Source organism: Pseudomonas lini (genome assembly GCF_030812475.1).
Taxonomy (GTDB): Bacteria; Pseudomonadota; Gammaproteobacteria; order Pseudomonadales; family Pseudomonadaceae; genus Aquipseudomonas; species Aquipseudomonas lini_A.
In genome coordinates this window covers 238,477-251,438 of sequence record NZ_JAUSSR010000003.1, presented here as the reverse complement: position 1 = coordinate 251,438, position 12,962 = coordinate 238,477, and the positions used below count along the sequence as shown (strand labels likewise).

At 60.1% G+C, this 12,962-nt stretch carries 10 protein-coding genes; 9 read left to right on the top strand and 1 reads right to left on the bottom strand.

Going from position 1 to position 12,962, the window contains the following annotated elements:
- The first annotated feature begins 74 nt into the window (after positions 1–74).
- From glpK to J2W17_RS07500, 9 genes are all read left to right on the top strand, one after another.
- Positions 75–1,580, top strand: coding sequence for a glycerol kinase GlpK (glpK, locus tag J2W17_RS07540; RefSeq protein WP_307331646.1), 1,506 nt, complete (start codon positions 75–77; stop codon positions 1,578–1,580).
- Between the two features lie 276 nt (positions 1,581–1,856).
- On the top strand, positions 1,857–2,612 hold the full coding sequence (locus J2W17_RS07535; protein ID WP_045058012.1) for a DeoR/GlpR family transcriptional regulator: 756 nt from the start codon (positions 1,857–1,859) through the stop codon (positions 2,610–2,612).
- 320 nt (positions 2,613–2,932) lie between these two features.
- Positions 2,933–4,471 carry a glycerol-3-phosphate dehydrogenase gene (glpD, locus tag J2W17_RS07530; protein ID WP_307331641.1) on the top strand — a complete coding sequence of 513 codons (1,539 nt, stop codon included), beginning with the start codon at positions 2,933–2,935 and terminating at the stop codon, positions 4,469–4,471.
- Between the two features lie 449 nt (positions 4,472–4,920).
- Positions 4,921–5,835 carry a glutamate/aspartate ABC transporter substrate-binding protein gene (locus tag J2W17_RS07525; protein ID WP_307331638.1) on the top strand — a complete coding sequence of 305 codons (915 nt, stop codon included), beginning with the start codon at positions 4,921–4,923 and terminating at the stop codon, positions 5,833–5,835.
- Positions 5,836–6,026: 191 nt separating this feature from the next.
- A complete protein-coding gene (locus J2W17_RS07520) occupies positions 6,027–6,773 on the top strand; it encodes an amino acid ABC transporter permease (RefSeq protein ID WP_307331635.1) in 747 nt (248 codons plus the stop codon).
- A complete protein-coding gene (locus tag J2W17_RS07515; protein ID WP_307331632.1) occupies positions 6,773–7,444 on the top strand; it encodes an amino acid ABC transporter permease in 672 nt (223 codons plus the stop codon). Before J2W17_RS07520 ends, J2W17_RS07515 begins: the two co-directional genes overlap by 1 nt.
- Positions 7,441–8,175 (top strand): amino acid ABC transporter ATP-binding protein, encoded by a 735-nt coding sequence (locus tag J2W17_RS07510; protein WP_154851737.1) that lies wholly within the window; start codon positions 7,441–7,443, stop codon positions 8,173–8,175. The genes J2W17_RS07515 and J2W17_RS07510 overlap by 4 nt, the downstream gene beginning before the upstream one ends.
- A 251-nt stretch (positions 8,176–8,426) precedes the next feature.
- Entirely contained in the window at positions 8,427–10,328 is a 1,902-nt protein-coding gene (locus J2W17_RS07505; protein ID WP_307331625.1) for a sensor histidine kinase, read from the top strand.
- Positions 10,325–11,653 (top strand): sigma-54-dependent transcriptional regulator, encoded by a 1,329-nt coding sequence (locus tag J2W17_RS07500; RefSeq protein WP_307331622.1) that lies wholly within the window; start codon positions 10,325–10,327, stop codon positions 11,651–11,653. Before J2W17_RS07505 ends, J2W17_RS07500 begins: the two co-directional genes overlap by 4 nt.
- Positions 11,654–11,815: 162 nt before the next feature.
- On the opposite strand, the gene J2W17_RS07495 is transcribed toward J2W17_RS07500, so the two are convergent.
- On the bottom strand, positions 11,816–12,847 hold the full coding sequence (locus J2W17_RS07495; RefSeq protein ID WP_307331619.1) for an alpha/beta fold hydrolase: 1,032 nt from the start codon (positions 12,845–12,847) through the stop codon (positions 11,816–11,818).
- Positions 12,848–12,962 lie beyond the last annotated feature (115 nt).

Below are 12,962 nucleotides of genomic sequence, written 5' to 3'. Positions count from 1 at the left end.
GCGTTGGCGTGCGATCCTGCCCACTTCGATCCCGCGCCTGATCCCACTCCCTTATTTCGTCCAAGGCAATCGACATGACCGACATTCAGAATAAGAACTACATCATTGCCCTCGATCAGGGTACGACCAGCTCCCGCGCGATCATTTTCGACCGTGACGCGAATGTGGTCTGCACCGCACAACGCGAATTCGTCCAGCATTACCCCCAGCCCGGCTGGGTCGAACACGACCCGATGGAGATCTTCGCCACCCAGAGCGCGGTGATGGTCGAGGCCCTGGCTCAAGCCGGCCTGCATCACGACCAGGTGGCGGCCATCGGCATCACCAACCAGCGCGAAACCACCGTGGTCTGGGACAAGATCACCGGCCGCCCGATCTACAACGCGATCGTCTGGCAGTGCCGGCGCAGCACCGAAATCTGCCAGCAGCTCAAGCGCGATGGCCATGAGCAATACATCAGCGACACCACCGGCCTGGTCACTGACCCGTACTTCTCCGGCACCAAGCTCAAGTGGATCCTCGATAACGTCGAAGGCAGCCGCGAACGTGCGCGCAAGGGCGAATTGCTGTTCGGTACGGTCGACAGCTGGCTGATCTGGAAATTTACCGGCGGCAAGGTGCATGTCACCGACTACACCAACGCCTCGCGCACCCTGCTCTTCAACATCCACACCCTGGAGTGGGACGCGAAGATGCTGGAGGTGCTGGATATTCCGCGCGAGATGCTGCCGGAAGTTAAATCCTCGTCCGAAATCTACGGCCACACCAAAAGCGGCATCGCCATCGGCGGTATCGCCGGCGACCAGCAAGCGGCGCTGTTCGGCCAGATGTGCGTCGAGCCAGGCCAGGCGAAAAACACCTATGGCACCGGCTGCTTCCTGCTGATGAACACCGGCGACAAAGCCGTGAAGTCCAAACACGGCATGTTGACCACCATCGCTTGCGGCCCGCGCGGTGAAGTGGCTTACGCGCTGGAAGGTGCCGTGTTCAACGGCGGCTCCACCGTTCAGTGGCTGCGTGACGAACTGAAGATCATCAACGACGCCCACGACACCGAATATTTCGCCAACAAGGTCAAGGACAGCAACGGCGTGTACCTGGTACCGGCTTTCACTGGCCTGGGCGCGCCGTACTGGGATCCGTATGCCCGCGGCGCATTGTTCGGCCTGACCCGCGGCGTGCGTGTGGATCACATCATTCGTGCCGCACTGGAGTCGATCGCCTACCAGACCCGCGACGTACTCGACGCCATGCAACAGGACTCCGGCGAACGCCTCAAGTCCCTGCGGGTGGACGGCGGCGCAGTGGCGAACAATTTCCTGATGCAGTTCCAGGCTGACATCCTCGGCACTCAGGTCGAACGTCCGCAAATGCGCGAAACCACGGCATTGGGCGCCGCTTACCTGGCCGGCCTGGCCTGCGGTTTCTGGGGCAGCCTGGACGAGTTGCGCGGCAAGGCGGTGATCGAGCGCAAGTTCGAACCGACCCTGGAAGAAAGCGCCAAGGAACAACTCTACGCCGGCTGGAAAAAAGCGGTCAGCCGCACGCGCGATTGGGAACCACACGAAGGCGCTGAATAAGCCAGGCCCGGTATTCGTATCGGTATTGTCCAACCAGCGTGAAAGCGTAGCGAGCGAAGGCAAGACAAGGCAAAAACAGGCGAGGACCGGCTGGGGTCGCACCCGACTTTACGAGGTTGTAAATGAGCAGTCCGAGCCTGTTTTTAACGCAGGATTGCTTGCGTAACGCCGAAGGCGTCCAGCACGAAGTAGCTTTCACGTTGGTTGGAAACTGGCAGGGAGCAGATTCCTGCGTCATCATGGGCAAATTTTGCACGGCAGCCCAAAGGACGCCCCATGAATCTGCCTCCCCGTCAGCAGCAAATCCTCGAACTGGTCCGCGAACGCGGCTATGTCAGCATCGAGGAAATGGCCACGCTGTTTGTCGTTACACCGCAAACCATCCGCCGCGATATCAATCAGCTCGCGGAAGCCAATCTGTTGCGTCGCTACCACGGCGGCGCAGCTTACGATTCCAGCGTCGAAAACACCGCCTACGCCATGCGCGCCGACCAGATGCGCGATGAAAAACAGCGTATCGGCGAAGCCATTGCCGCGCAGATCCCCGATCACGCCTCGTTGTTCATCAATATCGGCACCACGACCGAATCGATTGCCCGGGCGCTGCTCAATCACAGTCATCTGAAAATCATCACCAATAACTTGCACGTAGCCTCGATGCTCAGCGCCAAGGACGACTTCGACGTGCTGCTGACGGGCGGCAACGTGCGGCGTGACGGCGGCGTGGTCGGTCAGGCGAGTGTCGATTTCATCAACCAGTTCAAGGTTGACTTCGCGCTCGTCGGCATCAGTGGCATCGATGAAGACGGCAGCCTGCTGGACTTCGACTATCAGGAAGTCCGGGTGTCCCAGGCGATCATCGCCAATGCGCGCCAGGTGATTTTGGCGGCAGACTCCAGCAAGTTCGGGCGCAATGCCATGATTCGCCTGGGGCCGATCAGCCTGATCGATTGCCTGGTGACGGATCAGCCGCCGGTGCCGGCGTTGGCGCAGTTGTTGAGTCAGCACAAGATTCGGTTGGAGGTCGTTTAACCACTGACATCTTTGGTGCCTGTACCGGCGCCTTCGCGAGCAAGCCCGCTCCCACAGGAAATTGAGTCGGCCACAGGATTTGTGGACGGCGATACTCACTGTGGGAGCGGGCTTGCTCGCGAATACGGTCGCCCAGGCGACACACCTTCCGCGGCTTACCGCGCCTCTAAATGTTCGAAAATTTTCCTTTCGCAGCCCTTCGATGAGTATTTTCAATCGAAGTTAACTGGCTGTGGGCGGCTTTATGGGCTACCATTTTCGCAAATGAACATTAATGTTCGAATTCCAATACCGAAAATCAAAAAGCCCGAGGCCAGCCGATGCCCACTTCTACCTTGCCTACGCCCCCTCTCGCCGAGGTCTACGATATCGCCGTCATTGGCGGCGGGATCAATGGCGTGGGGATCGCAGCGGATGCCGCCGGTCGCGGTCTTTCGGTGTTCCTTTGCGAAAAGGATGACTTGGCCAGCCATACCTCCTCGGCCAGCAGCAAGCTGATCCACGGTGGCCTGCGCTACCTTGAACATTACGAATTCCGCCTGGTGCGCGAAGCCCTGGCCGAGCGCGAAGTGCTGCTGGCCAAGGCCCCGCACATCGTCAAGCAGATGCGCTTCGTACTGCCCCACCGTCCGCACCTGCGTCCAGCCTGGATGATCCGTGCCGGCCTGTTCCTTTATGACCACCTGGGCAAAAGGGAAAAACTCGAAGGCTCGAAGAGTCTCAAGTTCGGCCCGGACAGCCCGCTGAAAAGCGAAATCACCAAAGGCTTCGAATACTCCGATTGCTGGGTCGATGACGCGCGCCTGGTGGTGTTGAACGCTATGGCCGCCCGCGAGAAAGGCGCCCACGTTCACACCCGGACCCGTTGTGTCAGCGCTCGACGCACCAAGGGTCTGTGGCACCTGCACCTGGAACGTGCCGACGGCAGCCTGTTTTCGATCCGCGCCAAGGCCCTGGTCAATGCGGCAGGTCCGTGGGTTGCCAAGTTCATCCGTGACGACCTGAAAATGGAATCGCCGTATGGCATCCGCCTGATCCAGGGCAGCCACCTGATCGTGCCGAAACTGTATGAAGGCGAACATGCGCACATTCTGCAAAACGAAGATCAGCGCATCGTGTTCACCATTCCGTACCTGAATCACTTCACCCTGATCGGCACCACCGACCGCGAGTACACCGGCGACCCGGCCAAGGTGGCGATCACCGAGGGCGAAACCGATTACCTGCTCAAAGTGGTCAACGCCCACTTCAAGAAACGCATAAGCCGCGACGACATCCTGCACAGTTATTCCGGCGTTCGTCCGCTGTGCAACGACGAATCCGACAATCCGTCGGCCGTCACCCGCGACTACACCCTCGCATTGTCCGGCACGGGCGAAGAAGCGCCGCTGCTGTCGGTGTTCGGCGGCAAGCTGACCACGTACCGCAAACTGGCCGAGTCGGCACTGGCGCAACTGGCCCCGTACTTCCCGCAGATCAAGCCAGGCTGGACCGCAAAGGCCACCCTGCCCGGCGGCGAAGACATGACCACCCCGCAAGCCTTGTGCGCGAAAATCCGCGACGCGTTCGATTGGGTGCCGACCGAAATCGCCCGCCGCTGGGCCACCACCTACGGCAGTCGTACCTGGCGCATGCTTGAAGGTGTGCAGAACTTGACGGATCTTGGCGAACACATCGGCGGCGGTCTCTATACGCGCGAAGTCGATTACCTGTGCGGCGAGGAATGGGCGACCACGGCGCATGACATTCTGTGGCGTCGCAGCAAGCTGGGGTTGTTCACCACACCAGAAGAGCAGCAGAAATTGGCGGACTATCTGCGCAAGGTCGGACAGCACCGCAGCAAGATCGAAGCGGCCTGATCGGGGAACCGGTTAAACGAAAGCCCCTGAATCTCACGATTCAGGGGCTTTTTGCGTTCTTGATCACACCACCTATCTCCTGTGGGAGCGGGCTTGCTCGCGAAAGCGGTGTGCCAGCCAACATCAATGTTGAATGTTATGGCCTCTTCGCGAGCAAGCCCGCTCCCACAGGGGATTTCATTGTTCCGTGGATTTCATTCGGTTTTCCGAACGCGACCTGCCGGTCAATTCGGTTTACCGGATCTTTGGCCATGGAAAACCATGCTTTAAATATTAAATACCTTTATAAATCAATATGTTGCCATGTATCGCCTGGCCTGGCACGAGTCATGCTCTACACTCTTGGACGAATGCCTGTTGCGCGAACTCTTCAATAGCCGGCAGCCATTCGAAGCACAAAAGGGCCGATGAACTGGCTCCATAAAAAAAACAATGTCGAGGAAAATTTGATGCGCATCGTTCCCCATATCCTGGGCGCAGCCATTGCTGCCGCTCTGATTAGCACTCCAGTTTTTGCTGCCGAGCTCACCGGCACACTGAAGAAGATCAAGGAGTCCGGCACCATCACCCTCGGGCATCGTGACGCTTCCATTCCGTTTTCCTATATCGCGGATGCTTCCGGCAAGCCAGTTGGCTATTCCCACGATATCCAGTTGAAAATCGTCGAAGCCATCAAGAAAGACCTGGACATGCCCAACCTCCAGGTCAAATACAACCTCGTGACTTCGCAAACCCGTATTCCACTGGTGCAGAACGGCACCGTGGACGTCGAGTGCGGCTCCACCACCAACAACGTCGAGCGCCAGCAGCAAGTTGCCTTCTCGGTCGGCATTTTCGAAATCGGTACCCGTCTGCTGTCCAAGAAAGACTCCAAGTACAAGGATTTCGACGACCTTAAAGGCAAGAACGTCGTGACCACCGCGGGCACCACGTCCGAGCGCATCATCAAGTCGATGAACGCCGACAAGCAAATGGGCATGAATGTCATCTCCGCCAAAGACCACGGCGAGTCGTTCCAGATGCTCGAATCAGGCCGCGCTGTTGCCTTCATGATGGACGACGCCTTGCTGGCCGGTGAAGCAGCCAAAGCCAAGAAGGCCGATGACTGGGCCGTTACCGGTACTCCACAGTCCTACGAAATCTACGGCTGCATGGTTCGCAAGGGTGACGAGCCGTTCAAGAAGGCGGTCGACGACGCAATCATCGCGACCTACAAGTCGGGCGAGATCAACAAGATCTACGAAAAATGGTTCATGCAGCCAATCCCGCCTAAAGGCCTGAACCTGAACTTCCCGATGAGCGACGAGCTCAAGGCCCTGATCGCCAATCCGACCGATAAAGCGGCTGACGAAAAGAAATCCTGATTTCTGACTAACCTTATCTCCTGAGAGGGCCCCTGCCCTCTCAGGGATGGTCACTCCCTGCTGGCATTTTCTGGAAACACTCGAACCGGTGGCTGTCGAGCCGCTCGTGTGTGCCTGACCGTAAAGGTCACGGGAACGGAACTTCCCCAGGCGGGTATTTGTATATCGATCGAATCCGAGGGGAGACCCTAATGAATTACAACTGGGACTGGGGCGTGTTCTTCAAGTCCACCGGCGTGGGCAGCGAGATTTATTTCGACTGGTACATTTCCGGTCTGGGCTGGACCATTGCCATCGCTGTCGCTGCCTGGATCATCGCGCTGCTGCTGGGCTCGATCCTGGGTGTCATGCGCACCGTGCCGAACCGCATCGTGTCGGGCATCGCGACCTGTTATGTCGAACTCTTCCGTAACGTGCCGCTGCTGGTGCAGCTGTTCATCTGGTACTTCCTGGTACCCGACCTGCTGCCTGCGGACATCCAGGAGTGGTACAAGCAAGACCTGAACCCGACCACCTCGGCCTTCCTGAGCGTTGTCGTGTGCCTGGGCCTGTTCACCACTGCGCGTGTCTGCGAACAAGTGCGTACCGGTATCCAGGCGCTGCCTCGCGGCCAGGAATCCGCTGCCCGCGCCATGGGCTTCAAGCTGCCGCAGATCTACTGGAACGTGCTGCTGCCCCAGGCGTACCGGATCATCATTCCGCCGCTGACCTCGGAATTTTTGAACGTGTTCAAGAACTCTTCCGTGGCTTCGCTGATCGGCTTGATGGAACTGCTGGCGCAGACCAAGCAGACCGCCGAGTTCTCCGCCAACCTGTTCGAAGCCTTCACCCTGGCGACGCTGATCTACTTCACCCTGAACATGGGCCTGATGCTGCTGATGCGCGGCGTCGAGAAGAAAGTTGCCGTACCGGGCCTGATCTCCGTAGGGGGTAAATGATGGAATTCGACTTCTCGGGCATCATCCCGTCCATGCCGGGTTTGTGGAACGGCATGGTCATGACCCTCAAGCTCATGGCCCTGGGCGTGACCGGCGGGATCATCCTCGGCACGATCCTGGCCCTGATGCGCCTGTCCCACAACAAGCTGCTGTCGAACATCGCCGGCGCCTACGTCAACTACTTCCGCTCGATCCCGCTGCTGCTGGTCATCACCTGGTTCTACCTGGCGGTACCGTTCGTATTGCGCTGGATCACCGGCGAAGATACGCCGATCGGCGCGTTCGCCTCCTGCATCGTGGCGTTCATGATGTTTGAAGCGGCGTACTTCTGCGAAATCGTCCGGGCCGGCGTGCAATCGATTCCCAAGGGCCAGATGGGTGCTGCCCAGGCGCTGGGCATGAACTACAGCCAGATGATGCGCTTGATCATCCTGCCGCAAGCGTTCCGCAAGATGACCCCGCTGCTGCTGCAACAGAGCATCATCCTGTTTCAGGACACTTCGCTGGTCTACGCGGTCGGCCTGGTGGATTTCCTCAATGCCTCCCGCGCCAGTGGCGACATCATCGGCCGCTCCAACGAGTTTCTGATCTTCGCCGGTTTCACCTACTTCATCATCAGCTTTGCCGCCTCGCAGCTGGTCAAGCGTCTGCAAAAAAGGTTCGCCGTATGATCTCTATCAAGAACGTCAACAAGTGGTATGGGGACTTCCAGGTACTGACTGATTGCAGCACCGAGGTCAAAAAAGGCGAGGTGATCGTGGTGTGCGGGCCGTCCGGCTCCGGCAAATCGACCCTGATCAAATGTGTCAACGCCCTGGAACCGTTCCAGAAAGGCGATGTGGTGGTCGATGGCACCTCCATCGCCGACCCGAAGACCGATCTGCCGAAACTGCGCTCGCGCGTGGGTATGGTGTTCCAGCATTTCGAACTGTTCCCGCACCTGAGCATCATGGATAACCTGACCATCGCTCAGATCAAGGTGTTGGGGCGGAGCAAGGAAGAGGCCTCCAAAAAAGCCCTGCAATTGCTCGAGCGCGTCGGTCTTTCGGCCCACGCCAAAAAGCATCCCGGGCAACTCTCCGGTGGCCAGCAGCAGCGCGTGGCGATTGCCCGTGCGCTGGCGATGGACCCGATCGTCATGCTGTTCGACGAACCGACCTCGGCGCTCGACCCTGAAATGGTCAACGAAGTGCTGGACGTGATGGTGCAACTGGCTCACGAAGGCATGACCATGATGTGCGTGACCCACGAAATGGGCTTCGCCCGCAAAGTGGCGGACCGGGTGATCTTCATGGACCAGGGCAAGATCATCGAAGACTGCAAGAAAGAGGAGTTCTTCGGCGATATCAACGCCCGTGCCGAACGGACGCAGCACTTCCTCGCGAAGATTCTGCAGCACTAAGAAGAGCACCGCTCCCCCCCTGTAGGAGCTGGCTTGCCAGCGAAGGCGGCTTCAAGCCTTGCAGCGCCCATGCAGACGCCTTCGCCAGCAAGCCGGCTCCTACAGGTGTGTCAGGCAGACCGCGTCGTCTGGTTTGCTGTAGGAGCTGGCTTGCCAGCGAAAGCGGTGTGTCAGACATACCGCGTCGTCTGGTTCGCCAGCAAGCCGGCTCCTACAGGGGAATGTGTTGTGGTTGACCCAAGGCATCTGTGATGAAATGCGACCCCACTCTTTACCGCGCCGCGCCGACATCACTCGCCGTGAAACCACGTCTGATTCGCCATCTGTTCCTGCCGCCGCTGGTCATCGCCCTGATGATCGGGTTGGGTTACCTCGGCTTCTGGGTCAGTGAGCACTACGGAATCCGCAGCCTCAGCGAGAACGGCCAGCGCCAGCTGGAACTGCACGCCCGCGCCGTCGAGAGCGAGATCAGCAAGTACACCTACCTGCCCAGCCTGCTGGAACTCGAATCCAGTGTTTCCAGGCTGCTGGACGACCCGTCGCCGGAACACCGGCAGACGGTCAATGAATACCTCGAAGGCCTGAACCGGCGCAGCCGCAGTCGGGCCATCTACGTGATGGACACCACCGGCCGCGTCATGGCCACCAGCAACTGGCGCGACGTTGACAGTTACCTGGGAGAAGACCTGTCCTTTCGCGCTTACTTCCAGAACGCCGTCCGTGGCCAGCCAGGACGCTTCTATGGCATCGGCAGCACCAACGGCGAGCCCGGTTACTACCTGGCCCACGGCCTGGAAGAGCGCGGCAAGATCATCGGCGTGGCGGTGGTCAAGGTTCGCCTCGAAGCCATGGAAGAACGTTGGCAGCGGGCGCGCCTGGAGGCCTTCGTCAGCGACGAGAACGGCATCATCATTCTTTCCAGCGATCCGGCGCGACGCCTGAAATCGGTCATACCGCTGAGCGAAGAGACCAAGGAAAAGCTGGCCCGCAGCCTGCAGTACTACTGGTTCCCGCTGAACGAATTGCAACCGCTGGCCCGGGAAAAACTGGCCGAAGGCGAGGAAAAACTGACCTTCCCCGCCAACAGCGAACTGATGTCCGAAGAAGAAAATATCAGTTACCTGTCGCAAACCCGCCCGCTGAGCGACACGCCGTGGAATTTCACCCTGCTCACGCCCCTGCAGGATTTGCGGCGTGAAGCGATCAATCAGGGGATTCTGGTGGCGGTGGCGTTCGCCCTGGTGGCGTTCCTGCTGATCGCCTGGAACGAGCGGCGCAAAGTGATCGCCACCCGCCTCGCCGCCCGGGAAGCCCTGCAGGAAGCCAACAATCAACTGGAGCGTCGGATTACCGAACGCACCACCGACCTGCGCGCCAGCAACGAACGGCTCAAGGGCCAGATCCGCGAACGTCGGCAGGCCGAAGAGACCTTGCGCCGCGCCCAGGATGAACTGGTGCAGGCCGGCAAACTCGCCGCCATCGGCCAGATGTCCACCAGCATCGCCCACGAACTGAACCAGCCGCTCGCCGCCCTGCGGACCTTGTCCGGCAACACCGTGCGTTTTCTGGAACGCGGTCAGCTGGACGTCGCCAGCACCAACCTCAAGACCATCAACGAACTGATCGACCGCATGGGCCGGATCACCGCCAGCCTGCGCTCCTTTGCCCGTCGCGGTGACGACAAGGGCCAGGCCAGCCTCGGCAAGGCCGTGGACGCCGCCCTGCAGGTGCTCGGCAGTCGTGTGGAAAACGCGCACCTGCAACTGCATCGCGACTTCGCCGACCTGCAGGTGCAGATCGACCAGACCCGACTGGAACAGATCCTGGTCAACCTGATCGGCAACGCCCTCGATGCCATGCAAGCCCAACCGTTGCCCGAATTGTGGCTCGAAGGCGAGATATCAGAAGGCAAATATCGCTTGCGTGTACGCGATAATGGCCATGGGATCGACGCCGAGACGCGCAAGCATCTGTTCGAACCCTTCTTCACCACCAAACCCGGCGAACAGGGCCTGGGTCTGGGCCTGACACTGTCGGCGAGCCTGGCCGCGGCCACCGGCGGCCACCTGGGTGTCGAACATCCGGCCAGCGGTGGTACCACCTTTGTCCTCAGTTTACCTTTGGTAAGCCCCCTTCACGCCGAGCCGATATGAACAACGACCTGAGTGTGCTGATCGTCGAAGACGACCCCCATGTGCTGCTCGGCTGCCAACAGGCGCTGACCCTGGAAGACATTCCCTGCGTAGGTGTCGGCAGCGCCGAAGAAGCACTGGAACGCGTCGGCGACAACTTTGCCGGGATCGTCATCAGCGACATCCGCCTGCCGGGCATCGACGGCATGGAGCTGCTGACCCGGCTCAAGGCCCGTGATCGCAGCCTGCCAGTGGTGCTGATCACTGGTCACGGCGACATCTCCATGGCCGTCGGCGCCATGCAGAAAGGCGCCTACGACTTCATGGAGAAACCCTTCTCTCCCGAACGCCTGGTGGATGTCGCCCGTCGTGCGCTGGAACAACGCAGCCTGGCGCGGGAAGTCTCGTCGCTGCGCCGGCAACTGGCGGAACGGGACTCCCTGGAAGGCCGCATCATCGGCCGATCGCCGGCCATGCAGAACCTGCGGGAACTGATCGCCAACGTCGCCGATACCTCGGCCAACGTGCTAATTGAAGGCGAAACCGGGACCGGCAAGGAACTGGTCGCGCGCTGCCTGCACGATTTCAGTCGTCGCCACACCAAACAATTCGTCGCGTTGAACTGCGGTGGCCTGCCGGAAAACCTGTTCGAAAGCGAAATCTTCGGCCATGAAGCCAACGCCTTTACCGGTGCCGGCAAACGGCGGATCGGCAAGATCGAACATGCCGACGGTGGCACGCTGTTCCTCGACGAAGTGGAAAGCATGCCCCTGCCCCTGCAGATCAAACTGCTGCGGGTGTTGCAGGAACGCACCCTCGAACGCCTCGGTTCGAACCAGAGCGTGGCGGTGGACTGTCGGGTGATCGCGGCGACCAAGTCCGACCTGGACGAGTCGAGCAAGGCCGGCGAATTCCGCAGCGACCTGTATTACCGCCTGAACGTGGTGACCCTGGAACTGCCACCGCTGCGCGAGCGTCGCGAAGACATCCTGCAACTGTTCGAACATTTCCTGCAGCAGTCGTCCCTGCGCTTCGACCGCGCAGTACCGGAGCTGGACAACCAGACCCTGTCCAACCTGATGAGCCACGACTGGCCAGGCAACGTGCGTGAACTGCGCAACGTCGCCGAACGCTTTGCCCTCGGCCTGCCGGCCTTCAAGAAATCCGGCGCCAGCGCCAACAATCAGGGCCTGGCCTTCGCCGAAGCCGTGGAAGCCTTCGAACGCAACCTGCTCAGCGACGCCTTGCAACGCAGCGGCGGCAACCTGACCCAGGCCAGCCACGAGTTGGGAATGGCCAAGACCACGCTGTTCGACAAGGTCAAGAAGTATGGGTTGAGTCACTGAGGGATCGGGATGTACACAAATCCTGTGCCTGGCGAAGGTCAAATGTAGGAGCTGGCTTGCCAGCGAAGAGGCCGGCACATTCAATATCGTTGTTGTCTGACACGCCGCCTTCGCTGCGATGCGGCGATCCGACAAGCCAGCTCCTACAGAGGGGCCGGGGGGTTACAGGAGATTTGGCGCCGGCACCGGATCGATCTGCGCCCAATGGGAAGGATCTTCACGATGGGCCTGCAAGTACGGCAATACCGCCGCCAGCAACGGCGTCTTGAACGCTTCCTGGAAGCGATGGGCCAATCCCGGAATCAGCTTCAACTGACTGCCGCGGATATGCGCCGCCAGGTGCACACCATGCATGACCGGCAACAGTGGATCGGCCGTGCCATGCACCACCAGCGTCGGCAAACGCAATTGATTGAGCAGCGCCACCCGGCTCGGCTCGGCCAGGATCGCCATGATCTGGCGCTTCACGCCTTCGGGGTTGAACGCCCGGTCGTAGGACAGTGCCGCTTGCTGCAACAGCGCCTGTCGATCGTCGCTCACCGTCGGACTGCCCAGCGCCGCCAGCAGATCGGCCTGCTGCTCGAGCGTCACTTCGCGATTCGGCGCACCCCGGCGTGAAAGCAACTGCACCAACGCCGCACTGGGCGCCGGCAAGCCTTCGGCACCGGAGCTGGTCATGATCAGGGTCAGGCTTTCGACCCGTTGCGGCGCCATGGCCGCCATATGCTGGGCGATCATCCCGCCCATGCTTGCCCCCAGCACGTGGAACCGCTCGACATGCAAGGCATCCATCAGCCCAAAGGCATCGTCCGCCATGTCGGTCAGGGAGTACGGTGCCGCCACCGGCAGACCGAGCTTGTAGCGCAGCACTTCGAAGGTCAGGTTGGCGTCGACAGGCGTTTGCCGCCAGGTCGACAGCCCGACATCGCGATTGTCGTACCGGATTACCCGAAAGCCTTGCTGACACAGGGCAACCACCACTTCGTCCGGCCAATGGATCAATTGCCCGCCCAGGCCCATGACCAGGAGCAACGCCGGATCCGACGCACGGCCGATGCTCTGGTACGCCAGGCTCACCTGCGCCAGATCGGCCCGTTCGGTCGGAACATTCACCTCACAACGAGAGGCCGCCAGGGATGGCAGGCTGAACAATGCGGCCAGAACAATGGCTGCAGATAAAATCAAAGCACGCATGAAAAAACACCAAAACGCAGAACCCCAGTAGAGCGCGAGTCTGATGATATTCGTTCAAGCGCGCTGCCACAGTTGCGTGACAGTTTGATGAATATCGCTCAATGGTCGGTGCGGT

Excerpts from the sequence above, each read along its gene's own strand:
- glpK (WP_307331646.1), top strand. The coding sequence starts at position 75 with ATGACCGACATTCAGAATAAGAACTACATCATTGCCCTCGATCAGGGT.
- J2W17_RS07535 (WP_045058012.1), top strand. The coding sequence starts at position 1,857 with ATGAATCTGCCTCCCCGTCAGCAGCAAATCCTCGAACTGGTCCGCGAA.
- glpD (WP_307331641.1), top strand. The coding sequence starts at position 2,933 with ATGCCCACTTCTACCTTGCCTACGCCCCCTCTCGCCGAGGTCTACGAT.
- J2W17_RS07525 (WP_307331638.1), top strand. The coding sequence starts at position 4,921 with ATGCGCATCGTTCCCCATATCCTGGGCGCAGCCATTGCTGCCGCTCTG.
- J2W17_RS07520 (WP_307331635.1), top strand. The coding sequence starts at position 6,027 with ATGAATTACAACTGGGACTGGGGCGTGTTCTTCAAGTCCACCGGCGTG.
- J2W17_RS07515 (WP_307331632.1), top strand. The coding sequence starts at position 6,773 with ATGGAATTCGACTTCTCGGGCATCATCCCGTCCATGCCGGGTTTGTGG.
- J2W17_RS07510 (WP_154851737.1), top strand. The coding sequence starts at position 7,441 with ATGATCTCTATCAAGAACGTCAACAAGTGGTATGGGGACTTCCAGGTA.
- J2W17_RS07505 (WP_307331625.1), top strand. The coding sequence starts at position 8,427 with ATGAAATGCGACCCCACTCTTTACCGCGCCGCGCCGACATCACTCGCC.
- J2W17_RS07500 (WP_307331622.1), top strand. The coding sequence starts at position 10,325 with ATGAACAACGACCTGAGTGTGCTGATCGTCGAAGACGACCCCCATGTG.
- J2W17_RS07495 (WP_307331619.1), bottom strand. The coding sequence starts at position 12,847 with ATGCGTGCTTTGATTTTATCTGCAGCCATTGTTCTGGCCGCATTGTTC.